This is a genomic window from Chryseobacterium arachidis (assembly GCF_900129245.1).
In the GTDB taxonomy this organism is placed as follows: domain Bacteria; phylum Bacteroidota; class Bacteroidia; order Flavobacteriales; family Weeksellaceae; genus Chryseobacterium; species Chryseobacterium arachidis.
The window spans coordinates 136831-163469 of sequence record NZ_FQUT01000003.1; the positions used below are offsets into that span (position 1 = coordinate 136831).

At 35.7% G+C, this 26639-nt stretch carries 28 protein-coding genes; 22 read left to right on the plus strand and 6 right to left on the minus strand.

All coding sequences use genetic code 11. The features are described from left to right. Nucleotides 1-101 precede the first annotated feature (101 nt). The 4 genes from BUA89_RS06920 to proC all read left to right on the plus strand — a co-directional run bounded on the left by BUA89_RS06920 (nt 102) and on the right by proC (nt 3717). Nucleotides 102-1307 (plus strand): pyridoxal phosphate-dependent aminotransferase, encoded by a 1206-nt coding sequence (locus BUA89_RS06920; protein ID WP_072954726.1) that lies wholly within the window; start codon nt 102-104, stop codon nt 1305-1307. Between the two features lie 19 nt (nt 1308-1326). Beyond that, entirely contained in the window at nt 1327-1809 is a 483-nt protein-coding gene (locus BUA89_RS06925) for a hypothetical protein (RefSeq protein WP_072954729.1), read from the plus strand. 5 nt (nt 1810-1814) lie between these two features. Beyond that, on the plus strand, nt 1815-2828 hold the full coding sequence (murB, locus tag BUA89_RS06930; protein WP_072955771.1) for a UDP-N-acetylmuramate dehydrogenase: 1014 nt from the start codon (nt 1815-1817) through the stop codon (nt 2826-2828). An 85-nt stretch (nt 2829-2913) separates the two neighbouring features. Beyond that, nucleotides 2914-3717, plus strand: a complete 804-nt coding sequence (gene proC / locus BUA89_RS06935) for a pyrroline-5-carboxylate reductase (protein WP_072954733.1) — start codon at nt 2914-2916, stop codon at nt 3715-3717. A gap of 125 nt (nt 3718-3842) precedes the next feature. Here proC and BUA89_RS06940 read toward each other — a convergent pair whose 3' ends face one another. Beyond that, nucleotides 3843-4262: a VanZ family protein gene (locus tag BUA89_RS06940; protein ID WP_072954736.1), complete on the minus strand. Its 420-nt coding sequence runs from the start codon at nt 4260-4262 to the stop codon at nt 3843-3845. A gap of 55 nt (nt 4263-4317) precedes the next feature. Between BUA89_RS06940 and lnt the strand changes: the two genes are divergently transcribed. The 6 genes from lnt (at nt 4318) to BUA89_RS06970 (ending at nt 8283) form a co-directional block, all read left to right on the plus strand. Continuing rightward, complete coding sequence (lnt, locus tag BUA89_RS06945; protein WP_072954739.1) at nt 4318-5952, plus strand: apolipoprotein N-acyltransferase; 1635 nt, start codon at nt 4318-4320, stop codon at nt 5950-5952. 250 nt (nt 5953-6202) lie between these two features. Then, the gene (gene rpmB / locus BUA89_RS06950; protein ID WP_002976757.1) at nt 6203-6445 is read left to right on the plus strand and encodes a 50S ribosomal protein L28; all 243 of its coding nucleotides are present in this window, start codon (nt 6203-6205) and stop codon (nt 6443-6445) included. 6 nt (nt 6446-6451) lie between these two features. Continuing rightward, nucleotides 6452-6634, plus strand: a complete 183-nt coding sequence (gene rpmG / locus BUA89_RS06955) for a 50S ribosomal protein L33 (RefSeq protein WP_027373683.1) — start codon at nt 6452-6454, stop codon at nt 6632-6634. Between the two features lie 20 nt (nt 6635-6654). Next, nucleotides 6655-6804, plus strand: coding sequence for a DUF4295 family protein (locus BUA89_RS06960; RefSeq protein WP_065395045.1), 150 nt, complete (start codon nt 6655-6657; stop codon nt 6802-6804). A 190-nt stretch (nt 6805-6994) separates the two neighbouring features. Further along, nucleotides 6995-7948, plus strand: coding sequence for a signal recognition particle-docking protein FtsY (gene ftsY, locus BUA89_RS06965; protein ID WP_072954742.1), 954 nt, complete (start codon nt 6995-6997; stop codon nt 7946-7948). 71 nt (nt 7949-8019) lie between these two features. Then, entirely contained in the window at nt 8020-8283 is a 264-nt protein-coding gene (locus tag BUA89_RS06970; protein WP_072954746.1) for a GlsB/YeaQ/YmgE family stress response membrane protein, read from the plus strand. Nucleotides 8284-8356: 73 nt separating this feature from the next. Here BUA89_RS06970 and sppA read toward each other — a convergent pair whose 3' ends face one another. Next, entirely contained in the window at nt 8357-10117 is a 1761-nt protein-coding gene (gene sppA / locus BUA89_RS06975) for a signal peptide peptidase SppA (RefSeq protein WP_072954749.1), read from the minus strand. 19 nt (nt 10118-10136) lie between these two features. Here sppA and folK point away from each other — a divergent pair, with 19 nt between their 5' ends. The 5 genes from folK to fmt all read left to right on the plus strand — a co-directional run bounded on the left by folK (nt 10137) and on the right by fmt (nt 16164). Beyond that, the gene (gene folK / locus BUA89_RS06980) at nt 10137-10553 is read left to right on the plus strand and encodes a 2-amino-4-hydroxy-6-hydroxymethyldihydropteridine diphosphokinase (protein ID WP_072954752.1); all 417 of its coding nucleotides are present in this window, start codon (nt 10137-10139) and stop codon (nt 10551-10553) included. A 22-nt stretch (nt 10554-10575) separates the two neighbouring features. After that, nucleotides 10576-11691: an outer membrane beta-barrel protein gene (locus tag BUA89_RS06985; RefSeq protein WP_072954756.1), complete on the plus strand. Its 1116-nt coding sequence runs from the start codon at nt 10576-10578 to the stop codon at nt 11689-11691. 35 nt (nt 11692-11726) lie between these two features. Next, entirely contained in the window at nt 11727-13178 is a 1452-nt protein-coding gene (locus tag BUA89_RS06990; RefSeq protein WP_072954759.1) for an OmpA family protein, read from the plus strand. A 78-nt stretch (nt 13179-13256) separates the two neighbouring features. Next, nucleotides 13257-15158 carry a RecQ family ATP-dependent DNA helicase gene (locus BUA89_RS06995; protein WP_072954762.1) on the plus strand — a complete coding sequence of 634 codons (1902 nt, stop codon included), beginning with the start codon at nt 13257-13259 and terminating at the stop codon, nt 15156-15158. 58 nt (nt 15159-15216) lie between these two features. Further along, nucleotides 15217-16164 (plus strand): methionyl-tRNA formyltransferase, encoded by a 948-nt coding sequence (gene fmt / locus BUA89_RS07000; RefSeq protein ID WP_072954766.1) that lies wholly within the window; start codon nt 15217-15219, stop codon nt 16162-16164. 120 nt (nt 16165-16284) lie between these two features. On the opposite strand, the gene ribB is transcribed toward fmt, so the two are convergent. Then, nucleotides 16285-17406 carry a 3,4-dihydroxy-2-butanone-4-phosphate synthase gene (ribB, locus tag BUA89_RS07005; protein ID WP_072954769.1) on the minus strand — a complete coding sequence of 374 codons (1122 nt, stop codon included), beginning with the start codon at nt 17404-17406 and terminating at the stop codon, nt 16285-16287. Between the two features lie 244 nt (nt 17407-17650). Beyond that, nucleotides 17651-18655, minus strand: a complete 1005-nt coding sequence (locus BUA89_RS07015) for an LLM class flavin-dependent oxidoreductase (RefSeq protein WP_072954776.1) — start codon at nt 18653-18655, stop codon at nt 17651-17653. Nucleotides 18656-18868: 213 nt separating this feature from the next. Here BUA89_RS07015 and BUA89_RS07020 point away from each other — a divergent pair, with 213 nt between their 5' ends. The 4 genes from BUA89_RS07020 to BUA89_RS07035 are packed head-to-tail and all read left to right on the plus strand — an operon-like array spanning nt 18869 to nt 21147. Next, entirely contained in the window at nt 18869-19441 is a 573-nt protein-coding gene (locus tag BUA89_RS07020; RefSeq protein WP_072954779.1) for a hypothetical protein, read from the plus strand. After that, the gene (locus BUA89_RS07025) at nt 19441-20136 is read left to right on the plus strand and encodes an endonuclease/exonuclease/phosphatase family protein (protein ID WP_072954784.1); all 696 of its coding nucleotides are present in this window, start codon (nt 19441-19443) and stop codon (nt 20134-20136) included. Before BUA89_RS07020 ends, BUA89_RS07025 begins: the two co-directional genes overlap by 1 nt. Before the next feature lie 57 nt (nt 20137-20193). Beyond that, on the plus strand, nt 20194-20649 hold the full coding sequence (locus BUA89_RS07030) for a hypothetical protein (RefSeq protein ID WP_072954787.1): 456 nt from the start codon (nt 20194-20196) through the stop codon (nt 20647-20649). 9 nt (nt 20650-20658) lie between these two features. Continuing rightward, a complete protein-coding gene (locus tag BUA89_RS07035) occupies nt 20659-21147 on the plus strand; it encodes a DUF1877 family protein (protein ID WP_072954791.1) in 489 nt (162 codons plus the stop codon). A 6-nt stretch (nt 21148-21153) separates the two neighbouring features. Here BUA89_RS07035 and BUA89_RS07040 read toward each other — a convergent pair whose 3' ends face one another. Next, nucleotides 21154-23283: a helix-turn-helix domain-containing protein gene (locus BUA89_RS07040; RefSeq protein WP_072954794.1), complete on the minus strand. Its 2130-nt coding sequence runs from the start codon at nt 23281-23283 to the stop codon at nt 21154-21156. Between the two features lie 80 nt (nt 23284-23363). On the opposite strand from BUA89_RS07040, the gene BUA89_RS07045 reads away from it, so the two are divergent. Beyond that, the gene (locus BUA89_RS07045) at nt 23364-23804 is read left to right on the plus strand and encodes a hypothetical protein (protein ID WP_072955774.1); all 441 of its coding nucleotides are present in this window, start codon (nt 23364-23366) and stop codon (nt 23802-23804) included. Nucleotides 23805-23901: 97 nt separating this feature from the next. Here BUA89_RS07045 and BUA89_RS07050 read toward each other — a convergent pair whose 3' ends face one another. Beyond that, entirely contained in the window at nt 23902-24441 is a 540-nt protein-coding gene (locus BUA89_RS07050) for a gamma carbonic anhydrase family protein (protein WP_072954798.1), read from the minus strand. A gap of 154 nt (nt 24442-24595) precedes the next feature. Here BUA89_RS07050 and BUA89_RS07055 point away from each other — a divergent pair, with 154 nt between their 5' ends. After that, nucleotides 24596-25474 (plus strand): NifU family protein, encoded by an 879-nt coding sequence (locus tag BUA89_RS07055; protein WP_072954803.1) that lies wholly within the window; start codon nt 24596-24598, stop codon nt 25472-25474. An 86-nt stretch (nt 25475-25560) separates the two neighbouring features. Beyond that, entirely contained in the window at nt 25561-26583 is a 1023-nt protein-coding gene (hemH, locus tag BUA89_RS07060; protein WP_072954806.1) for a ferrochelatase, read from the plus strand. The last annotated feature ends 56 nt before the right edge of the window (nt 26584-26639 follow it).

Below are 26639 nucleotides of genomic sequence, written 5' to 3' on the forward strand. Positions count from 1 at the left end.
TGTTAATAAATATTTAAATTCAAATAAAAATTTTTCTTATCCGTCATTATTTCATTATTGAAAAATTAAATCTTATTTTTGCCCTACAAATTTTTTGAACAATGCCGAATATTTCAAACAGAGCACTACACATGCCGCCATCGCCGGTAAGAAAACTGGTTCCTTTTGCCCTTAAAGCGAAACAGAAAGGTACAAAAGTATATCACCTTAATATCGGGCAGCCGGATATTGAAACTCCGGAAACGGCTCTTAATGCTTTAAAAAATATTGATTTAAAAGTATTGGAATACGCTCTTTCTGAAGGGAATATTGAGTACAGAAAAGCACTTACAGAATATTATCATTCTCTGGATTTCACAGATCTTACGCCTGATAATTTTATTGTAACCAACGGAGGATCTGAAGCACTGAATTTTGCAATTTCAACATTATGTGATGACGGAGACGAAGTTATTATCCCGGAACCGTATTATGCCAACTATAACGGATTTACAAGCACTTTCAATGTAAATGTAGTAGCAGTACCTTCCACTATCGATACAGGCTTTGCCCTTCCTTCTATAGAAGAATTTGAGAAAAAAATCACTGAGAAAACAAGAGCAATCGTAATCTGTAACCCCGGAAACCCTACCGGTTATCTTTACACCCGTGAAGAACTTCAGAAATTAGCAGAAATTGCTTTAAAATACGATATCGTTGTTATTTCCGACGAAGTTTACAGAGAATATGTTTACGACGGAAAGCAGCAAATTTCGATGCTTGCATTTCCCGAACTGGCAGAAAACTGCATCATTATCGATTCAGAATCAAAACGTTACTCTATGTGCGGTGTAAGAATTGGATGTATGATTACCCGTTCCAAAAAAATCCACGATGCAGCAATGCTTTTTGCACAGGCAAGATTAAGCCCTGTTTTATTGGGACAAATCGCTGCAACTGCCGCTCACCAAAATGACGGAGCTTATATCAGAGCCGTAAGAGAAGAATATACACACAGAAGAAATGTTTTAGTTGATGCTCTCAATGCTATTCCGGGAGTTATCTGCCCGAAACCGAAAGGAGCTTTCTATTGCGTTGCAGAACTTCCGGTGGATGATACAGAAAAATTCGCACAATGGCTGCTGGAAGTTTATTCCAATCATGGAGAAACAATCATGGTGGCACCCGCAGGAGGATTCTACAGCAACCCTGAGTTGGGTAAAAAGCAAGTAAGAATCGCTTACGTTCTGAAAGAAGAAGATTTAATAAGAAGTGCCGAAATCTTAAAAGATGCACTTGAAAAGTATAAATTAGAATTCAATCTATAATTGAAATTAAAAAAATAATATGTCAGCAATAAAATATTTTAGTTTGAAAATTTTCTCACTTTATGTTTTATTGCTGATATTTTTTTCTTGTGACACGCCTAAATCCGAAAGCATTCCGTCTAAAAACCCGAATGAAGTTATTTCTATTAATTATTCGGATATCGGCGGACAGTTTGGAAATTATAAAATTTTTAAAGTCACCAGGGATTCCATTCATTTTGAAGAAGGTATTACGAATAATAAAACCCATAAAGAATGGAAATCTGCCATTTCACCCGAAGTATGGCAAAGAATTGTATCAACAGTCGATGTAAAGACTTTAGACAATATCAGAAGCTCTCCCAGCAAACAATCTGTAGACGGTTTCGACGAAACTTTTCAGATCAGGACAGGCAATAAGTATCATGTATATGTAAATTCTTATGTAGATACCGTCCATTATCAGCAGCTTCAAAAATTAAAAAATCAAATTCAAAACATTCTTCCTTTAGAATATCAATAAAAATGATGCACGAAAATTTTTCACTTAAGCCCTACAATACTTTCGGAGTAGATGCCAATGCAAGATATTTCACAGAAGTTCATTCTATCGAAGAATTAATAGAAGCATTAAACAATCCGGATACCCAAACACTCCCACTTCTTTTTATTGGTGGCGGAAGCAATATTTTGTTAACAAAGGATTTTGACGGATTAGCGATTAAATTAAATCTGAAAGGAATCCACACAGACCCCATTAATGAAAACGAATTTTGGGTAACAGCAAAATCAGGAGAAAACTGGCATGAATTCGTTATGTTTTGTCTGAATAATAACTTTGGCGGATTGGAAAATCTTTCCTTGATTCCAGGTAACGTCGGAACTTCACCGATACAGAATATCGGAGCATACGGAACTGAAATTAAGGATGTTTTTGTGAATTGCACGGTTCTCAATCTTGAAAATCTGCAATTGGAAACTTTCGATCTGAAACAATGCAAATTCGGGTACAGAGACTCCGTTTTTAAGCAGGAAGGAAAAGGAAAATATGTAATTCTGGATGTTACATTCAGACTTACGCATCGGATTCATCATATAAAAACAGAATACGGCGCCATCCAATCCGAGTTGGAAAATTTAGGCATTCAAAACCCGACGATCCAGGATGTTTCGAGAGCGGTTATCAATATCAGACAAAGTAAATTACCGGATCCGAAAGAAATTGGAAATGCCGGAAGTTTCTTTAAAAACCCGACGATTCCTTTAGTTCAATTTAAAGAGTTAAAACAAAAATTTGAAAATATTCAAGGCTATCCTAACGGAGATTTCGTAAAAGTTCCCGCTGGCTGGCTGATCGAACAATGCGGCTGGAAAGGAAAACAGATCGGAAACGTTGCTTCTCACAAATTACAGTCTTTAGTCATCATTAACGCTACAGGAAATGCCACCGGAAAAGAAATCTTTGATTTTTCAACGGAAATCATTAATTCTGTAAAAGAAAAATTCGGGATTGAGCTTGAGAGGGAAGTGAATATTATTTAAATTTTCAATAAATTCAGGTACTTAACCTAACCTTGTCAAAGTTTTGAACTTTGACAAGGTTAATAACCAAAAAAACAACACAAACATGAAAATTACCATTCTCGGAGCCGGAAATATGGGCTTATCTTTTTCAAAATCATTTTTAAAATATGAATTGATAAAACCGGAAAATCTACATTTAATCACAAGAAATCAAACTAAATTCCCGAAAATATCAGAAGAGTTCCCAAAATCTAAAATTTCAACTTTTGATGAAGTGACGGATTTGGATACTGATTTAATTATTATCGCCGTAAAACCACAGGATTTTCCACATGTTGCAGAAAATTTCAAGTTTCAGTTGAAAGAAAACCAAATGGTTTTATCCATCATGGCCGGAATTAAAATTGAAAAAATCCAGAAAGTATTGAATCATCCACTGATTGTAAGGGCTATGCCAAACTCTCCTACTCTCTTAGGAATGGGAATTACAGGCTACACCGCTGCGGAAGGCATTTCTTTCAGTCAGTTAATTAATATTGAAAGATTACTAAACTCAACAGGAAGATCGGTTTATTTGGAAAACGAGGAATTATTAGATGGCGTTACAGCCCTTTCCGGAAGCGGACCCGCCTATTTTTATTATATCGTTGATGCAATGATTAAAGCCGGCGTTGAAATGGGAATCGACGAAAATTTATCTAAACTTTTCGTGCAACAAACGATGTTGGGAGCCTATCATTTAATTAACAATTCGGATAAAAATCTGGAAGAACTTATTCAGGACGTGGCTTCAAAAGGCGGAACTACAGAAGCTGCCCTAAAAACTTTTAACGAAAATAATTTTAAAGAAATTTTAAAAAGCGGAATACTAAACGCAGAAAAACGTGCTAAGGAATTGAATGGTTAGAATATGTTGAATGCTCCAACAAGCTCAGCATAACAACCCTAATACTAAATGTTTTATGAGCAATACATCAGTGTCATGAATGTCATACTGAGCTTGTCGAAGCATTTCGTATTAAAATATAAATATTAAACCCAATCCACAAATCGTTTCTCAACAAATTTCCTAAGCAAAAAACCCAGAAAAACACCAAAAGTATTAAAAATAATATCATCCACTTCAAAAATCCCCATTCTGGAAAAATACTGAAGCGCTTCTACAATCGTAATTCCTGAAACAAAAGTAAAAAGCAAATTTTTCAGGTTTTTAAGTTCCGGAAAAATCCAGCCGAGAAATCCAAACGGAACAAACATGACGATGTTTCCCAGCACAATCACAATGATATATTGCAGAGAAATTTCTCCTTTAATAAAGTTAATTGTGGAAAAAATAGGCTCTACCGTAAGCAAATTATCTTCATACTGCACCCTTCCCATCCCAAAAAACATGAGATAAAGCAAAAACAAAGTATACGGAACTATGATAATTTTATAAAATTTCTTTAACATCAATTACAAATTTATTCATTTCAAAAACATTAAATTTGTATGTTAAATTAATTTAATGAAATACGTTTTACTTACGCTCATTTCAGCGATGCTTCTGTCCATTTCATGGCCAACTTATGGTGTCCCGTTTTTTATCTTTTTTGCACTTGTTCCGCTTTTGATGATGGAGCACGGGGTCTCTAAATTTTCAGAGTACAAAAGAAAAAGCTGGGTGGTTTTCGGGCTTTCCTACCTGTGTTTTGTGATCTGGAATATCGTGACGACCGGGTGGCTGTATGGAGCTAAAAACCCGGACGGAAGCCACTCAATACTTGCTGTTGCCTTTCCGGTACTGGTAAATTCGCTTCTTTATTCTCTGGTTTTTCAATGTTACCATTGGTATAAAAATGCACAGGGAACATATTGGGGATTAGGATTTTTCATTGCCATCTGGATGAGCTTTGAAAAGTTTCATCTGAATTGGGAATTTACCTGGCCTTGGCTGAATCTCGGAAATGCATTCTCCGAGTATCCTAAATTGATCCAGTGGTATGATACTTTGGGTGCAACAGGCGGAAGCTTCTGGATTTTATTAATTAATGTCCTGATTTTCTATACAGTGAGAACCTGGGAAGCTGGAAGAAAAAGAAAAGATTTAATTAGAAATTCTTCAATTGCTATTGGTTTAATTGCCATTCCGATGGTTATTTCTCTTGTTAAATTTAATAATTTTAACGAAAAACCGATTGGGACAGTTAACGTTTTAATGCTTCAGCCGGATCTTGATCCTTATGACGAAAAATACTCCATCGACAGCCTGACGATTGAAAATGACCTTCTGAATCTGGCAGAAAGAAATTCAAAAGGAAAAATAGATTATTATATTGCCCCCGAAACGGCTCTTCCAGGAAGAGGATCTATTTCTGAAACGGCTTTTGAAAAGAGCATGGTTCTGAACAATGTTAAAGGATTTTTATCGAAACATCCTGGTTCTGTTTTTGCCACAGGAATTTCTTCCCATCATTACTATACCGACAAAAATAACTTGCCTAAAGAAGCCTATCAGCTAACCCCTGAACTTTGGGTTGAAAGATATAACTCGGCAGTTCAGATTATCCCGAATCAAAAGGTGGAAGTTTATCACAAAGGAAAATTGGTTCCTGGTGTGGAGATTTTCCCATATATGAATTATTTGAAACCGCTTTTGGGAGACGCGATGCTTAATCTGGGAGGAACGGTAGCTTCCTTAGGAACCGACAAAGAAAGAGTTGCCTTTTCGAATCCTTTCAACAAAGGAAAGATAGCTCCGATTATCTGTTATGAAAGTATTTATGGAGAATTTACAACCGATTATGTAAAAAAAGGAGCCAATTTCTTAGCCATCATGACGAATGACTCGTGGTGGGGCGTTACGGAAGGACACAAACAGCTTCTTTCTTACGCAAAACTGAGAGCAATCGAAACAAGAAGAGAAATCGCCCGTGCAGCCAACAGTGGAATTTCCGCACACATCAATGCAAAAGGAGAGATTTTAGAGGATACTTTTTACGGGGATAAAGCGGCATTATTTGCAAAAGTGAACCTTTATGATGGAATGACTTTTTATTCAAGAGCCGGAGATCTGCTTTCAAGATTTTCAATTTTTGCACTTGGCTTTTTACTATTTTATTTCTTAATTAAACGGCTTCAGAATAAAATGAAAAAAGCTTAAAGGCAAAAAAAACGATTTTGGAAATTCAAAAAAAACAACAGAAATTTGCAGTATTTATTCCTGATTACAGCATTTGCTCCGAATCAGTTGTATCTGCGACTGTCATGGAATGTGATATTTCTGAAGCTAAAATCGTTATTATGAATCAGTAAGTTATTTGTAAATAATTTTCTAAAACATTTGCCTATCTAAAAAATTCTTCGTTATTTTGCACTCTCAAATATTATAGTACAAATAAGAACATCGAGATATGTCAAGAATTTGCCAAATAACAGGAAAGCGTGCAATGGTTGGTAACAACGTTTCTCACGCTAATAACAAAACGAAGCGTCGTTTTGAAATTAACTTATTAGAGAAGAAATTTTACCTTCCGGAGCAAGATAAGCACGTAACACTGAAAGTATCAGCTCATGGATTGAGAGTGATTAACAAGATTGGAATCGAGGAAGCTATTGAAAGAGCTACTAGAAACGGATTGATTAAAAAGAATTAATAAATCATGGCAAAAAAAGGAAACAGAGTTCAAGTAATCCTTGAATGTACAGAGCACAAAGAAAGCGGTATGCCAGGAATGTCTAGATACATTTCTACAAAAAATAAAAAGAACACAACAGAAAGATTGGAATTGAAAAAATACAATCCGGTTCTTAAAAGATCTACCCTTCACAAAGAAATCAAGTAATTTATAAAATATAATTTACCATGGCAAAGAAAGTAGTAGCAACCCTACAAACCGGGTCTAAAAAAATGACTAAAGTGGTGAAAATGGTGAAGTCTTCTAAATCAGGAGCTTACGTTTTCGAAGAAAAAGTAATGAATGCAGACGAAGTGGATGGATTTTTGAAAAAATAATCCCTACTTTATTTACAATATAAAAAACTACTCATATTTTGGGTAGTTTTTTTGTTATCTTTGCTTTTCTAAGCTGGAAGTCAGAAGCAGGAGGCTTGAAGTTAATTGCAAACTTAAAAGCTAAGTCTGTAAACTTCAACCCTCCTGCTCCCAGCTTCCATCACTAATTAAAACTCCGTAATTCATAAAAATGAGTTGGTTTAAAAATATTTTCAAAAAAGAAGAAAAAGAAACGTTAGACAAAGGATTGGAAAAATCCAGCCAGGGTTTCTTTGAAAAAATGACAAAAGCCGTAGTCGGTAAAAGCAAAGTAGATGACGAGGTTCTCGATGATCTTGAAGAAATCCTTATTGCCTCCGACGTTGGAGCTTCCACAACCATCAAAATTATTGAAAAAATTGAGGAACGTGTTGCCCGGGACAAATATGTAGGTGTAAACGAATTAGACAAAATACTTCGTGAAGAAATTTCAGGACTTTTATTGGAAAACCCGCACAGAGGAACAGGAAATATTGATACTTCCAAAAAGCCTTATGTCATCATGGTTGTAGGAGTGAATGGTGTCGGAAAAACAACCACCATCGGAAAGCTGGCTCATCAGTTTACTACGGAAGGGAAAAAAGTTGTTTTGGGAGCAGCAGATACCTTCAGAGCGGCAGCGGTTGATCAATTGGTGATCTGGAGTGAAAGAGTCGGAGTTCCTATTGTAAAGCAGGAAATGGGTTCTGATCCTGCTTCTGTAGCATTTGATACGGTACAAAGTGCTGTAGCTCAAAATGCAGACGTTGTTATCATTGATACGGCGGGAAGACTTCACAATAAAATTAATTTAATGAACGAGCTCTCAAAAATCAAAAGGGTGATGCAAAAGGTAATTCCTGATGCGCCTCACGAGATTTTATTGGTATTGGATGGCTCTACAGGCCAAAATGCTTTTGAGCAGGCAAAACAGTTTACCGCAGCAACAGAAGTGAATGCTTTGGCTGTAACAAAATTAGACGGAACCGCAAAAGGCGGTGTTGTGATCGGTATTTCCGATCAGTTTCAGATTCCTGTAAAGTACATCGGTGTCGGAGAAAAGATGCAGGATCTGCAGTTATTCAATGGTACAGAATTTGTAGACTCGTTCTTCAAGAAAAGATGATGCAATCATGTTTTCCCTACATTAGCAATAAACTAAACCTATAAATATTAACATTTAAAAAATTTGCAACTATGGGAATTTTAACATGGATTATCTTCGGGCTTTTAGCCGGAGCAATCGCAAAATTAATCATGCCGGGAAAACAGGGAGGCGGAATGCTTATCACCATGATCCTGGGAATCGTTGGAGCCTTCATTGGAGGGGCTATCGGAGTCTATGTACTTCATTGGGGTGATGTAGATTCTTTCTGGAATTTCAGAAGCTGGATCTTAGCAATCGGAGGAGCGCTGATTGTTCTTTGGATCTATGGAATGGCAACTAGGAAGAGTGCCTAATCTCTAAACGTAATAAAAAATAAAACGGCGGGCTTGAAATTCAAACCCGCCGTTTCGCTGTACAATATATAATTTAGTTGATTTTTATTTGGTAAGGCATTTCCATTTTCACTTCAGACTGCAGTTTTCTTTCTTCAACAATCTGCTGCAAAAGCTCGTAGTTCGCCTTTCCTATTTTACTTTTCACAACCCTTGCAGAAATATCGTCTTCATTAAGATCTTTAAAGATCTGCTCGAAAGGAGTCATTCTTTTCGGATAAGATACTACATTATAAGATGATTTTAAACCCGCTTTCTGGGCCGCAAATTTCACCGCATCATTCAGGGTACCCAATTCGTCTACAAGACCAATCTGCTTGGCTCTGGTTCCGCTCCATACTCTTCCTCCTCCTACACTGTCGATCTGCTCGAAAGTCTGTTTTCTGTTTTGAGTAACGAAATGTACGAATCTTTTATAAGTTCCTTCCACACTTTTTGTAATTAAACTTACTCCATAAGGCGTAACACCGTTTAAAGAAGAATAATACTGAGAATTGGCGTTGGTAGCGACAATGTCTGAACGGATCCCGTTTTTATTGGCTATATCTTTAAAATAAGGAATAACACCGAAAACCCCGATTGATCCCGTAAGTGTATTCGGCTCAGAATAAATTTTATCCGCTGCCATCGCAATATAATATCCTCCTGAAGCTGCATAATCTCCGAAAGAAACCACAAGCGGCTTTTTCTTTTTCAGCTGCTGAAGTTCAAATAAAATTTCGTCCGAAGCATTGGCACTTCCTCCTGGTGAATTAATCCTGAAAACAACTGCTTTTACTTTTTCATCATTCTGAAGTTCTTTAATGTATTTAATATATTTTTCAGAGTGGATATCGTTATAATCATCCCCCCCGTTGATTGAGCCTGAGGCGTATAAAACTGCTACTTTATCTCCTGACTTATCATCATCTGAATAAGAATCAATATATTTTCCTAAAGAGATCTTATTTAATTTATCTTTTTCTTTTAAATTTAATTTTGACTTGATTAACTGGTCGTATTCTGTCTTTTGAATTAATTTATCAGCCAATTTGTATTTTAAGCTTAAATCGGGAATCATCCCGTATAAACTGTCCACAACTGTTCTGAACTGGGCTGTATCAATTTTTCTGGAAACCGCCATTCTTGAGGATGTATTTTTCCATATATCATTTAAAAGTGTGCTCAGCTGTTCTTTATTTTCAGGAGAAATATCATTTCTTAAAAAAGGCTCCACCGCAGATTTAAACTTTCCGTGACGGATCACTTCAATCCCAATACCGTATTTATCCGCAAAATCTTTATAGAAAGCGACTTCAGTCGCAAGCCCTTTAAGCTCAATCATCCCAGACGGATTTAAATAATACTGATCAGCAACCGATCCCAAATAATAGGAAGCCTGAGAAACAGAATTTCCGTAAGCATATACAAATTTTCCGCTCTTTTTAAAATCTTCTATGGCATTTCTAAGATCATCAATCTGGGTAATTCCCGCGTTTAAATAATCTGCTTCAATACTTATTCCTTTGATATTATCATCGGTTTTTGCTTTGTTAATCGCTTCAATGGCATCAAAAATCAAAACACTTTTATTCTGATCACTGATATCAAATAAACCTTTCTGCTCTTCAGTAGGACTATCTATTATATTTGTCTTTAAATTAATGGTAAGTACAGAATTTTTCTTCACAGCTACAGATTTCTCACTTCCCATCGCACTAAAGACGAGCATCATGATGAAAAAGAAGAAAAACACGACACCTAAAATGACAATTGCCACTATATTTGCCAATACGTTTTTAAAAAAACTTTTCATAAATCAATCATTTTTCAATATGTCGCAACATAAAGTCGTTTTGTTACTCGGAAGTAATCTTGGAGATCAAAAAAAAAATCTGGAGATTGCTATAAAAAAAATCAAGGAAGGGGGAAATGAGATATTACAAATAAGTGAATTTTTGACATCCGACCCCGTAGAATTTGCCAGTTCTAATATTTTTTGTAATATTGCAATGATAATATTTACAGATCTTTCGCCAGTTCGGCTTCTTAATCATCTCAAAAATATAGAGGTTGAAATGGGAAGAATTAACGATTCTAAAGCAAACGGAGGATATGCTGACAGGGTTATAGACATAGATATTGTTAAGTATAATGAACTAAAATTTGTATCAGAAAGATTGGAAATCCCTCACCAAAAGCATCTTTTTGAAAGGGAGTTTTCAAGAATATTATTAAAAGATTTTATCTGACATAAAACATAAAACATATTGTATGAAATTAGGTTTATTATTATTGGCCACTTTTCCTATTGCAGCTTATGCACAGGATAGTATAGCTGTTACTGCAAACAGCGAATATCCAAATACATTCTCTTCAGGTTCTGCCAATGTTCAACCTTTCAATAACAAGGCTAAGCGATTCAACGACTGGTCTGTATCGATCGGTGGTGGTGTCGCTTTCATGGTGCACTCGGATCTGAAATCTATTACGGATAAAAAAATCAACTGGGGATACAACTCGTACGTAAGTTTAGACAAACAGATTACGCATGTTTTTGGTCTTAGTCTTATCTATCAGAGAGGTGAAACTACACAGAAAGCCCAGTTAGAAGGTGCGGCAGGTGTTGCAGCCGGCGTTGCAGAAGCCAAGACTAAGTACAACCAGATTGCTTTAATGGGAGATATCAATTTCTCTAATCTTTTAAGAAGAGTGGATAATCATTCTCCTTACAGATGGGCATTTCACGGGTATGGAGGTGTTGGTTTAATGAACTTCAATACTTCATTACATGATAACAATGAATTCAGATGGAGTACTACTCCTGCAAGAATTCCTCTGTTCATCAAGCAGAAATTAGATATCAATTCGGTTTATTACCAATTTGGTGCAGGTCTGAAATATAATGTTTCAAAACTTATTGACATCGAAGCCAGAACAATGTATATCATCAGTGGTGATGATGAATTTGACGGCGGTGGGAATGCAGGCCCTGCAGATTACGATCCGACGTCTAATGTTTCTAAGTACAACATGATTGATAAGAAAAGATCTGACAATGCATGGACTGTAAATTTAGGAGTCTCTTTCAAACTTGGGAAGCATGACACTCACCTTGCATGGCACGATCCTTTACAGGAAGCTTATTACAGAACGTACGTGCTTGAAAATCAGGACGCAGAGTTTGTTGTATGTGAAAAAGGAGACTTAGACAACGACGGAGTATGCGACGATTGGGACAGACAGCTTGATACTCCTGCAGGAGCAAGAGTAGACGGTGCCGGTGTAGCTTTGGATATGGATCTTGATGGTGTCATCGATCTATACGATAAATGTGTAACTGTACCTGGACCTGTGGAAAACCAAGGTTGTCCTACCACAACTAAATAACTTAATCATTTAATTAACTAAATAAAAAATACACTATGAAATTAAGTTTAGCAATTGTTGCCTTAGCATTATCTGTTCCTACAGCAAGCTTTGCACAAGACTCAACTGCAGTAGTTTCCAATGGAAGTTATCCCAATACTTTCTCTTCGGGCTCTGCGAATGTTTCCCCATTTACGAATAAGTCTAAAAGATTTAACGACTGGGCGATCTCTATAGGTGCTGGTGTACCCATGATACAGTCTGCAGACTTAACATCTATAAAGAACGGTAACGGTAAAAACCTTTTCGGATATTCTGCTTATGTAAGTATTGATAAAGCCATTACACATGCTTTTGGTATTAATTTACAGTACGACAGAGGAGAAACAAGACAAGGTTGGTTTAATACAAAAGATTCTGCTGAACCTAATGCTTCTGGGACACAACATGTCGGAGCAAGAACTCAGTATGATGCCATCTCATTATTAGGAGACATCAACTTTTCTAATCTTTTCAGAAGAGTTGACAACCATTCTCCTTACAGATGGGCATTACACGGATATGCAGGTATCGGAACTTTAGCATACAGAGCTTACCAGAAAGACGAAAAAGGTCAGAGAATGGTAACAGAAATTAAACCTTTCCAGTTAGGTTCAATGTTTGCTCAGGCAGGTGCCGGAGTTAAATTTAAAGTGAACAGAAGAATCGACATCGAAGGTAGATTAATGTATGCTGTTACAGGTGATGACGAATTCGATGGTGGAGGTCGTAAATATGACCCGATCAATCAACGTGAAGAGCAGGTTTCAGACAACTTCTTCAATGCAACTTTAGGGGTTTCTTTGAAGTTAGGAAAGCACGAATCTCACTTAATGTGGCATGATCCGCTTCAGGAAATCTATTACAAATTAGATGTATTGGCTAATAAAAACCAGGATATCGAAGTTTGTAAGAAAGGGGATCTTGATAACGACGGAGTTTGCGACGATTGGGACAGACAGCTTGATACTCCTGCAGGAGCAAGAGTGGACGGAGCTGGTGTAGCCCTTGATACTGACTTAGACGGAGTAATCGACCTTTACGATAAGTGTGTAACTGTTCCTGGACCGGTAGAAAACCAAGGTTGCCCTACAACTCCTTCTGGACCGGTAGTAGAAACAGAAACAAAATTAGACGGAATTGAGTTTGATCTGAATTCAGACAGAATCTTACCTTCTAATACGCCTATTTTGAATAATGCGGTTAACTATATCAATTCTTCGAGCGGATCTTATACTGTAATTGGAGCTACTGATACAAGAGCATCTGAAGCATACAACCAAAAACTTTCTGAAAGAAGAGCAAACAACGTTAAAGATTATTTAATTAAAAACGGAGTTCAGTCTGGTAAACTAAACGCAGTAGGTAGAGGTGAAAAAGACCTTAAATATCCTGAGTGCGACCCTGCTACTAAATGTCCTGAATGGAAAAACAGAGCAAACAGAAGAGTTTACTTCGAAGCTAAATAATAAATTTATTTACAAATTATATTAAAGCCATGCATTGCGTGGCTTTTTTTATTATATTTCAGTCTTCATTTTTGTCCCATGATTTCTCAACAAGATTTTCAAGAGCTAAAATTCAAAACCTTAAAACATTTTTGGGGTTACGACCATTTTCGCGACTCTCAGGAATCTATTATTGATTCGATAATTAGCGAAAAAGACACATTGGTTTTGCTTCCTACAGGAGCAGGAAAATCTTTATGTTATCAGCTCCCGGCTTTGCTAAAAGAAGGAACCTGTCTTATTATTTCCCCGCTTTTAGCCTTGATGAAAGATCAGGTGAATCAACTAAAATCAAGAGGAATCGAAGCGGAATATCTATCTTCAGAATTGGATGAATATGATGCTGAAACTATTTACGATCGATGTAAGGAAGGTCTTACGAAAATGCTTTATATTTCTCCGGAAAGAATTACCAATAAACAATTCCTACAGAATATTGAAGAAATACAATTGTCGTTTATCGCTGTAGACGAAGCCCATTGTATCTCCGAATGGGGCCAGGATTTCAGGCCGAGCTATCAGAATATAAAAGATTTCAGGCATAACAATCCGAAAATCCCCTGTTTAGCACTAACGGCAACAGCAACTCCAAAGGTTTTAGATGAAATAAAACTAAAGCTTGAACTAAAAGAGCCAAAAGTTTTTCAGAAAAGTTTTAAAAGAGAAAATATTAAAATTTTTACTGAAGAAGTTTCAGATAAATTCCAGCGGGTTTTTGATATTTTAAAATTTACAAATGAGTCCGGAATCGTATATGTAAGAACAAGAAAAGAAGCAGAACTGCTTTCAGAATTTCTACAGAAAAATCAGCTGAAAAACGTTGATTATTTTCATGCAGGGCTGACTGCAAAAGAAAAAAATACCCGACAAAACATCTGGAATAAAAGTGATAATAGTGTTTTAATTTCAACCAATGCTTTTGGGATGGGAATTGATAAGGACAATGTCCGTTTTGTCATTCACTATTCTCCAGCTCCGTCGATTGAAAATTATTATCAGGAAATAGGAAGATCAGGACGAGATGGCAACGAAAGTTTTGCATTTCTACTTTGGAATCAGCAGGAGATTTTGAATTTTGATCAAATTTTAAAAAATCAGATTCCCAGTAAGACAGAATTTATAAAAATAGTCAATTACCTTTACTCTATTTTTCAGGTTGCTGAGTTTGAATTACCTGAAAAAGTTTTTCAGCTCAATACAGCCGGAATTCAGAATTTCACAAAATTATCGAATGCAAAAATTAAAAATGTTTTAAATTTCCTTCATAATCAGGAAATCATATATTTTAACGAAAATAAAAGCCTGTCGTCATTACAGATTTTAATGCAGGCCGATGAAATCGATCAGTTACCACAGAAAGATGCGTATTTCTTAGAACTAATGCTTCGTACGATTTCCGGAATTACAACGCATAAAGTCATGTTCAGTGAACAGCAGGTAAGCAATAAAATAAACGTGGGAATCACTCTCATTAAAGAGAGATTAAAAGAGCTGCAACAGAAAGGTTACGTCGAATATATTGACGGTGCACTGGCAAGCGTGAAATTTTTAAAGCCAAGAGACGAAAGAGTAAACAATTCCATTTATTGGAAACTTTTTGAACATATTCAAAAAAATAAAATCCAAAAATGGGAAGAAATGAAGTTTTTCTTAGAAAATCAGCAATATTGCAAGATGAAACTTATTTTGGCTTATTTCGGAGAAAAAAATGCCAAAAACTGTGGCAAATGCTCTGTCTGTGAAAAAAATAAACAATCTATTTTCGGGAAAAATATTTCAGTACAAATTGTTAATTTATTGGCAAAAAGACCAGCCACCATTGAGGAACTTTCCATTCAGTTGAGTTATCATTCCAGAGAAAATATTTTGGAAAACCTGATTTTCCTGTTGGATTCCGGAAAAGTGAAAATGTTGAATTTCAGAACGTATATGTTGGTATAAGCAAATAATTCATAACTCATAATTTATAACTTATAATCAAAGACCTTATCTTTGCACCATGAAATCATTGAAAGTCGTTTTTTTAGGGACTCCGGAGTTTGCGAAAACTTCATTGGAAGCCATTCATCAGTCACATCACGAAGTTGTAGGCGTTGTAACCGTTGCAGATAAAGCGAGCGGACGCGGACAAAAAATCACTCAATCTCCGGTAAAAGTCTTTGCGGTAGAAAATAATCTTCCCGTTTTTCAACCAGAAAAACTGAGAAACCCAGAATTTTTGGGAGAATTGAGAAAATTAGATGCGGATGTTTTTGTAGTGGTTGCTTTCAGAATGATGCCTAAAATTCTTTTTGAAATGCCTAAAATGGGAACTTTCAATCTTCATGCTTCTTTACTTCCTGATTATAGAGGTGCGGCTCCCATCAATTATGCAGTAATTAACGGTGAAGAAAAAACGGGTGCTACCACCTTCTTTATCAACGAAAAAATAGATGAAGGAAATATTTTATTGCAGGAAGAAATTCCGGTTTTGGAGGATGAAAATGCCGGCCACCTTCACGACAGATTGATGGAAATGGGATCAAAATTGGTTGTAAAAACATTAGACGGATTAGCAGAAAACTCCATCGTTGAAAAACCTCAGCCACAAGTTGAACATCCGAAAAATGCTTATAAAATCTTCAAAGAAGACACCAGAATCGACTGGACAAAAACTTCAAAAGAAGTTCACCAGTTTATTCTGGGAATGTCGCCTTATCCTGCCGCTTTCACCACATTAAAAATTGGTGAAGAAGAAAAAGGACTAAAAATATTCGCCGGAAAATTTGAACTTTCAAACCACGGAAAAACTGTCGGAAGTTTAGAGATTTCGAAAAATGAATTTAAGATCTACACGCAAGACGGTGTATATTTTCCTTTAGAATTGCAATTGGAAGGAAAGAAAAGAATGAATATTAAAGATTTTCTAAATGGATTTAGAAGTTTCGAAGAAATAAAATTGGCTTGATTTGTATCAAGCCAATTTTATTTCTTCAAAGAATTGTCAATTGTAAATTCATTTCATTGTCAATTTTTGACACTGCAAAAATTCGTTTGCGAAACAAATTGACTATTCACCATTCACATGTTATAGTTGCACCATCTCTGTCACCTCAACATCATATCCTCCAACCTGAGGTTTGATATTTGGATTCTGAGTAATTACTTTAAACTTATTAATTCCAAGATTTTTTAAAATCTGAGTTCCAATTCCGTAATCCCTGTAATTGAAAGCCAACGTAGGATGCTGTTCCTGTCCGTCCTGATAATTGATAAACTGCTGTAATTTTCTGAGTGTATTTTCAGAATTTGAAACGTTATTGATGAAAACAATTGCACCTTTTCCGGCTTCATTCACCATAGAAGTCACTTTTTCCAACTGAGGTTTTTCACCATTATTCAGTCTTGTCAATACATCAAAATAAGAATCGGAAGACTGAACTCTTACCAAAACAGGCTCATCAACCGCCCAGGTACCTTTCGTTAAAGCAAAATGGATCTGATCATTTGAAGTCTCTCTGAAGGCAAAGAAATCGTATTCTCCATAAGCAGTTTTTACTTTTCTCTCCTCAATTCTTTCGATCAAATTACCTTTTTTAAGCTGATAATGAATTAAATCTTCAATAGAAACAATCTTCATATCATGTTTTTGGGCAAAAGCATAAAGATCGGGTAAGCGAGACATAGATCCGTCTTCATTCATGATCTCACAGATTACTCCACCTTCTTTAAGACCAGCTAAACAAGTTAAATCAATCGCAGCCTCAGTATGTCCTGCCCTTTTCAAAACACCACCTTTTCTTGCACGAAGCGGGAAAATATGACCGGGTCTCATGAAATCTGTCGGCTTGGATTTTTCGTCCATCAAAGCCAAAATAGTTTTCGCTCTGTCGCTGGCAGAAATTCCTGTAGAAGTACCGTTCCCCAAAAGGTCTACCGATACTGTGAAAGCAGTTTCTTTCGGATCGCTGCTTCTGCTCACCATTACTTCAAGCCCCAGCTCGTCACATCTTTTTTCGGGCAGCGGCATACAGATCAGTCCTCTTCCGTGGTATGCCATGAAATTGATAATTTCTGGTGTCGTTAGCTCAGCAGCACAAAGAAAATCACCTTCATTTTCTCTGTCTTCATCATCCACTACTATGATTATTTTACCATTTTTAAGGTCTTCGATAGCCTCTGGAATAGTATTTAATTTAATATCAGACATTTTTACTTTTTAAATTTGCGTAAAGATACTCATAAAAATAAGCATCTCCCAATTAATACAAATGGTTTGTATTCGTTAAATGATAATTTTTCCAGCCACAAAAGATTTTAATACTTTGGTTATTTTAAGTTTAAAAAGCAACATGCAGAGGACTAATTTGTCTTTAAAATCTTCGATTTTTATTTTTAATAACTGAACTGTACAATATCTTTTATTTCTTTTGTGGTAAAATTTATTTCTGTGATTATGCTTTAAATATAGAGTCTTTAGCATTTCTGAAAATCTGATAAGAAGCTAATCTTTTCTGATGATCGTAAATGTGAGAATTAATCATCAGTTCATCGACATTAAATTTCTCCTGAAAACCTTTCAGCTTTTCTTCAATCTCAGACTGATCTCCGATTAAGGTATATTTCAATTTCTGTAAAACCATTGACTTTTCCATTGCCGACCAGATTTCGTCCATATCATCAACGGGTGGTGCAAAAGGTTTTCTGTCGTTTCTAACAATATTAATGAAAGCCTGAAACAATGTTGTCGAAATTTTATGTGCTTCTTCCGAAGTTTCCGCTGCAATTCCATTGACACAAGCGATGATGTAAGGTTGATCCAAATATTTTGAAGCTTCAAAATTCTGTCTGTAAATATTGAAGGCCATTTCCATTTGTTCGGGTGCAAAATGTCCCGCGAAGGCGTAAGGAAGCCCCAATTCAGCGGCCAAAAATGCACTGTCTGTACTCGAACCCAAAATATACAGCGGAATATCCAGCCCTTCTCCCGGAATCGCACGAACCAGCGCATCACGATTTTCTTTGGAGAAATATTTTTGTAATTCTAAAATCTGTCTTGGAAACTGTTGGTTGATAATCGCAGGATTTCTTCCCAAAGCCTGTGCGGTTAAGCCATCTGTTCCGGGTGCTCTTCCCAAACCAAGATCGATTCTTCCGGGGAAAAGAGATTCTAGAGTTCCGAACTGCTCGGCAATCACTAATGAACTGTGATTCGGAAGCATAATTCCTCCCGATCCTACCCTTATTTTTTTTGTTCCGTTGGCAATAAAGCCAATAAGAACCGAAGTGGCAGAACTGGCAATGCTTTCCATATTGTGATGCTCTGCAAGCCAGAATCTTTTATAATCTAAATTTTCAGTATGATTTGCTAAAGATAAACTGTCCTGAAATGTATCGTGAACGGTCTTATCCTGTTTTACGGGCGCAAGATCCAGCACCGATATTTCGAAATTTTTCATATTTATTTTAAATTTTAGGTCTAAAAAACCCAACAAATTTAAAACTTATAATCTTCATTAGTTACTTTTTGTAATTGATAGGATTGATAGTGTAGTTTAGGGAAAAACTATTGAGATTTGATATTCATGAAATTTTCAACCGATTAATAAAATATTCCTCAAAATTAATATATTTACTCAACAACTTTAATCATGAATTGGTAAGATACACAAATGAAAAAATTCACTTTACAATTTACCTTAACTTCAATTTTATTTTTACTAATTAATACTTCATATTTTTGGGAAGGTGAACTTGGGTTGTTTTTTTTAATTGTTGTTATTACTGCCTTTGTCATTTATTTCCTTCTATTTATAGAACTCATCAGGCAACTATACATTTCTATCAGAGATAAATTCAGAGAAAAAAAGAGGAATATTCTATTACTATTTATTCCTTCCTGCTTAGCTTTAGTTGCGATTAAGCCAAAAGGACTCATCAATTTTGAAAAATTACTGGAAGGCGAAGACAAAATTTTTGCTCAAGCCGAAGGAGTTGCCAACTGTACGACAACTTTAAAATTTAAAACCGATAAAAATTTCATTTATGAAAGTATTTGCTTCGGAATAGACCGCCTCAAAGGCGAATATACAATCCAAAACAACACTGTTTATTTTAATTCCAGAAAAAATTTTGAATACAGATATGGAATTATTGATAAGAATAAAACCATGATTAAGCTTTACAGAAATAAATCTGATGCTAAACCTTATGGAATCCCAATCCTGAAAAACTTTAAAAATTAATGAAAATCGCAACCCTCAACATCGATTGGGCAAGAAAAAAAGGAACTTCCAAAACATCAGAATTTTTAAATCGGTTTAATTTTGATTTTCTTATTTTGACAGAAGCTATGGATCTTGATCTTAAAAATTTTCCGTACAAATATTTGTGTTCGCAAATTCCTGAAAATATTGTTTATGAAAATCTCAATTACACAGAATATCTAAAAGGAGAAAAAGCTTTTCGAACTGTTTTATATTCTAAGATTCCTTGTTTAAAAAAATATCCAGTAACCGACGACAAAACAAATCTGGCTTTAGAATTTGAAACTGAACTTGGAAATATTGTTTTCTATTGTACAATTATCGGAACCTGGTTCAATCGAAAACCTTTTGTGGATAACGAATTACAAAATACCATTCAGGATTGCCAGAAAATTCATTCAATAAATCCGAATCTTTTTATTGTGGGTGATTTGAATACATCATTTAGAAAAGGTGAAGAACAGTTTACAATTAATCTTCGTACAACAGAATCATTACAAGACCTTTTTGAAGATTTAAACTTAATCAATACGACTTCAGAAATTGAAGAAAATATTGATCATCTTGTTATTCCGAAAGCTTTTGAAAATAATATTATTGAAACAGGAATCTTTGTGGATAAAGATTTTATCAGCGATCATCAAGGAGTTTTTATTTCAATTGAAACTTTTTAAATAATTAATATTCTTTACTCCTAAAATCATTAATATTGTTCTACAAATTTCAAAACCATGAAATCAAAAATAATGTATTTAGAAAACAAATCTGAAGGTCACACGGGATCTGCATGGATTGGTTTTGTAGAATTTTCAAAATCGGGACAAACCGTTTATTTTAATGGAAAAGCCTTTAAAAAACTTAAAAATCCGGGAATTTCAGGCAATCATTTTGATATAGAAACCGGTGAAGAATACTGGATTTCCGGAGTAAAGAAAAACGGGCAAGATAGGCATTGGTGCGGTGGCGGAAAAATTATGATTGATACAAACTGTATTGAAGAATATTTAAAATTAGTTGATTTTAATGTTATTGATGAAAGAAATTTTATAATTATCAAGTCTATTAAAACCAACAAAAGTAAATTCAATCGACTTGAAAATGCGGAAACCGAGTTTAAAGATGAAAGCCGATCAGCATCTTATTGGGAAAACAACCGAAGAAAATTAATTTTAGATATTAAAGTTTAAATAGTAAAGATGGGCATCATAGTAAGTTATCAAGTTATTTCAGACGAAAATGCTATCACAGAAATTGAAAGAAATATTAATATTGGAATTGATATTGAAAACATTCTTCAACAATATTGTCATTCTATAAAATCATTCAATTCATTTGTAAAAACTTGGGATCCTTTGTATTTTCTTCTATTTAAAATATCTGGAAATGAAATTTTTATAAAATTAAGAGAAGGCAAACGCAATGAGGAAACCAATGAATATATTCAGATTCTTCAAACAGATGAAATAAAAAATATTTACAACGAGCTTCAAAAAATTTCTATTGAAATACTCAGCAATGCACTTAATGATGAATTTTTCAAATCCGAAATTTCACAGCAAGAAGGATACAATATGGAATCAATTTACGATATAGAATGTATGATCATTGAATTTCAGGAATTAAAAAATGCCGTAAATACAGCATTTTGTACTCACTCTAAAATTGTTCAAATATTAATGCCTTAAATTAACTTAAGATTTCGCCTTCTCTTTCAAATAATTAAAATGATTAATCAAAATCCTGATCTCATTAAATTCAAAATTACTCGGCAGAATATTCTTCCATTCTGTAAGCGTTTCTTTCGGATCTTTGTAAAAAATTTCTTCAAAAACCTTGATCTTATCGGCAGTAATCACTCTTGCAATATCCAGTAAACCCTGTTCAGCAAATTTCGCCAGGTGGCCGATAACCGTTTCTTTCACCAAGCCTCTTTCCAAAGCAATTTCAGCAATCGTTTTTCCCTGTTCGAATAATTGGAAGGTAAGCACCTGAGACGGAACTTTTGCAATTTTCATGCTCACTTCCTTATCATTTTTCTCATCCAGAAGCTTGGTTTCCAACAGATGAATATCTTTCAGGTTGTTCAGATAATCTTCAATATCTTCCAGCCAGATTTTCAGCTCTTCGTTATATTGCTTAAGCCCTTTTGCCCCTTTTATTTCAGCGTAAAATTCTTTTAACGGACTGAAAACTTTATCCTTTATTTCAGTAAAAAAGAAATTAACCGCCCCCTTTGTTTTATTTTCAATTTCAGACCATTCCTCTTTTTGCTCGATAAAATTATTGACCTTCTGGAAAATTATTCTTTCCAGTTTTTCAAATATTTTTCCCAGGTTAACAATCTCATGCTTTAACTGATTATATAATTGTTTTGTTTTAAGATGATCTAAGCTTTTTGTAACAATTGAGAGGTTGTTCCAATCTTCAACTTCCTTTAAAAGCCATTGAGAATCAACTGTCCGAAGCACTTTTCTGATACTGTAATCATATTTTTCCTGATTGAGAATCGCTTCCACATTATCGTTGGCACGAGTTTCTCCCTGAAATTTCAGGATTCGGTTATCTTTAAAAATAACGTCAGGTGTAATTTTAGATTTTAAAACAATTCCTTCCAAAGTTCGGCAACGCGACAAGGCTACATACACCTGTCCCGCCGTGAAGCTTTTTCCTGCATCGATAATCACTTTATCAAATGTCAACCCCTGACTCTTATGGATAGTTACCGCCCAGGCCAGCTTTATCGGAAACTGTTCAAAACTTCCGAGCACCTCTTCCTTGATATTTTTATCGGTATCTAAGAAATACTTTTTCTGTTCCCAGACTTCCCTTTTTACGGTAATTTCTCTTTTGCTTCCGTCGAGAATGACTTTAATTTCATTTTCATCCAAAGCAGAAATCTCACCTAATTTTCCGTTAAAATATCTTTTTTCACCGGAAATATCATTTCGAATGAACATAATCTGAGCACTGATTTTTAGATCTAAAAACTGCTCATTCGGGAACTGATTTTCCTTGAATTCACCAAAAAGCTTTGCTTCGTATGTTTTCGGGGTAACCTTAATATCATTTAATTTTTCCTGATTGATATCATCCGCCATTTTATTGTGCGAACACAGGTAAACGTACGGTTCATCACCGGAATCAAAGTCAGGATCGAATCTTTCATTTAAATGATCAAAATCGATATTGGCAATATCTCCGTCACGAATGGCGTTCAGAATTGATAAAAATTCTTCATCCGACTGTCGATATACTTTCGTTAGTTCGATCGTCAGCAAAGGAAGTTCTTTAATTGCCAGACTGTCGAAAAAGAAAGGTGAGTTGTAAAACATTTTCAGGATATGCTCGTCCCTCACCACCGGCGGAAGCTGATACAAATCCCCGATGAACAGCATCTGAACACCCCCAAAACGCTGATTATTTCTCCGAATAAATCTCAGTGAAAAATCCATCATATCCAAAACATCGGCACGAAGCATCGAAACCTCATCGATGATAATGACTTCAACTTCTCTTAAAAGCTTCAACTTATCTTTTCTGTACTTGAAATGAGGCATCAGATCAGCAATATTATTCGCCAAACTGGTATCTATTCTTTCCGTCGTTGGTAAAAAAGTTCTCAACGGCAACCCGAACATTGAGTGGATAGTGACCCCACCTGCATTAATTGCGGCAATTCCTGTAGGAGCCACCACAATATGCTTTTTCTTTGTCCGTTTTACAAAGTCGTTAAGGAACGTAGTTTTCCCTGTCCCGGCTTTTCCTGTTAAAAAAATACTTCTGCTGGTATGTTCTATTAAGTCAAAAAAATGATTGTTCATCGCTGTCAAAATTACGGAAAATGAATTTGAATTTTTTATCTTGGCACAAGTTTTGGAAATTTGAACCCAAAAAAATTATTATGTTAAAACCAACTCAATATATTTCTGGTGCGGTATTATGCTCTACACTGCTGTTTTTTTCATGCGGTACCGCCAAAAATGCAGAAGACAATCTTCCGAAAGATATTTCTGAGAGACCCGCAGATGAAGACAGCCAAAAATATGAACAAGCACAAATTGATAAGATAAAAGCGTCCATAGAATCTGAAATCTCTAAAGAAAAATGCACCAATGCCAGCGACTGGACATTCGCTCCTATGGGAGCAAAATCCTGCGGAGGGCCACAACTGTACATTGCCTATCCTAAAAAAATGGAAACTACGATCTTAGCTAAAATCAACGACTATACAGAAAAAGTAAAAGCTTTCAACCAAAAATACCAGATAATGTCTGATTGCATGATGGTGATGCCGCCAACATCCATTAAATGTGCGAACGGAAAAGCCGAGCTTGTGAATTAATATATTGGAATATTTAAGCTGTATCGAAAGAAAAAAGCTCTGTCAACTTATTTTTGACAGAGCTTTTTAGTGTATGTTTAAGTGACTCATTTAATGTCTATACTTCTTCAACATTCTTCACATTTTCTTTATACCACGAAGAATATTTCACATAATTATCTGCTATTCTGTTCACTTCTCCTTCCAGTAACTGAGAACTGATATCTTTGATCTTCCTTGCCGGAACACCACCCCAAACCTCTCCAGACTTGATGTGAGTTCCCTGCGTTACAACAGAACCGGCTCCTACAATAGAGTTTTCCTCTACCAGGCAATCGTCCATTACAATCGAACCCATCCCGATTAAAACATTGTCTTTTATCGTACATCCGTGAACAATGGCGTTGTGCCCAATAGATACGTTATTACCAATATTTAAAGGATGCTTCTGATACGTACAATGCAGCATCGCATTATCCTGTACATTCACTTTATTCCCCATTTTAATGTAATGAACATCCCCTCTGATCACCGCATTATACCAAATACTGCAGTTCTCCCCCATCGTAACATCTCCGATAATCGTAGCCGTTTCTGCCAGAAAAGTATTTCCGCCGATTTGTGGTGCTTTGCCTAAAAGTTCTTTTATAAGTGCCATATTTTTTTAATTTGATAATTTGATAATGAGCTAATTTGAAAATTAAATCTGGAAATCACAAATTGTAAATTACAGTGATAGCAAAAATCTAACTCCCAACCTCCAACTCCTAATTTCTAAATACGTATTTTTGTATCTCAAATTTAACGAAAAAATGCGTACTATACTTATAGAACCAACCGAAAACCCGAAAGTAATAAAATTTGTTGCGGATTATAACCTGATCCCGGGATCTTTAGAGTTGGACAGAGATTCAGATATTTCAGAAATTCCTTTAGCACAGGAGCTTTTCAACTATCCTTTTGTGGAAAGAATTTTCATTACGGCTAATTTTGTTGCAGTTGCAAAACAAGATACCGTAGAATGGGAACATGTTGCAGAAAGCCTTAAAAACGTCATTGAAGACGAACTACTCGCCAACCCGAGAATTTATCTTCAGAAGAAAAAGGAGATGTATCAGGTCTATGCAGAGATGACTCCGAATCCTAATGTGATGAAATTTGTTTCCAATAAAATGCTGCTTGAAGGTTTTGTTGAAGTAAAATCAAGAGACGAGGCAGAGGGCGTTCCGATGGCTCAGGCGATCTTCAAGGAATTTGATTTTGCAAAAGAAGTTTTTATTTCTGATAATTTCGTGGCGGTTACAAGAGACAATTCGGTAGAATGGCATCAGGTGATGATGGCGGTTCGTGCTCTTATTGCGGATCATCTTCAAAACGGCGGCGAAATTTCTAATGTTGAAGCTCAGAAGCATGAAAATCCTGTAGAAAAAATCATCAACAGAGACTATACAGACGACGAGCAGAAAATTTCTGATATCCTTAATGAATATGTTGCTCCTGCTGTAGAAAATGATGGCGGAAAAATTTCTTTAATGGAATACGACGCAGCCAACAAAACGGCAAAGATGTTGCTACAAGGAGCTTGTTCAGGCTGCCCAAGTTCTACCGCTACATTGAAAGGCGGAATTGAAAATATTTTAAAACAATTCGTTCCTGATCTGGTAGAAAGAGTGGAAGCTGTAAACGGATAAAAAATATTAGCAATAAGTAATGGGTAATAAGTAATTTGTTTGCAGATTATTTATTACTCGTTATTCATTACCTATTACTTGTATATATGAAAGGAATTCTATTAGTAAATCTAGGATCGCCACGATCTACAGCCGTAAATGATGTAAAGGAATATCTTGACGAATTCCTGATGGATGAAAGGGTAATTGATTACCGATGGATTTTCCGTGCCCTATTGGTACAGGGAATTATCTTAAAAACAAGACCTGCAAAATCTGCCGAAGCCTATAAAACGGTTTGGACGGACGAAGGCTCTCCATTAATTGTTATTACAGAAAAAATCCAGAAGAAACTTCAGAAATTGGTGGATGTTCCGGTGGAAATCGGGATGAGATATGCAGAACCAAGCATCGAAACGGGAATCCGAAAACTGGTTGACAAGGGAGTAACTGACATCGTACTTTTCCCACTGTACCCTCAATATGCAATGAGTACAACGGAAACCGTTATCGAAAAAGCAGAAGAAGTAAGAAAGCAGAAATTTCCCGACATCAGAATCAATTATATCCAGCCTTTTTACAACAGAGATATTTATATTGACTGTCTGGCTGAAAGCATTAAGGAAAAACTTCCTGAAAATTTTGATGCGCTGCAGTTTTCTTACCACGGGGTTCCGGAAAGACATATTTATAAAACTGATCCTACCAACACTTGTAATCTGAACGACTGCTGTTCAAGAGAAAACAATCCGAGTCATCAGTTTTGTTATCGTCACCAATGTTTTGATGTTACCAATTCTGTGATTAAAAAACTGGGATTGCCAAAAGAAAAAGTGATGGTGACATTTCAGTCGAGATTGGGAAAAGATAAATGGATGGAACCTTACACCGATGAAACGCTTGAAAGCATCGGTAAAAAAGGGATCAAAAATCTCGCAATTGTCTGCCCGGCTTTCGTTTCCGACTGCCTGGAAACACTGGAAGAAATTTCTGTGGAAGGAAAAGAACAATTCCTGCACGGAGGCGGAGAAAATTTTCATTATATACCTTGCCTTAATGATGAAGACCGATGGATAGAAGTCGTAAAAACACTGTGTGAGGAAAAGCTCAATGAATTTTATTTAGTTTAAAAATATTAACCTTCGGAAACGGAGGTTATTTTTTTTGTCTTGTCTAAATACGACAT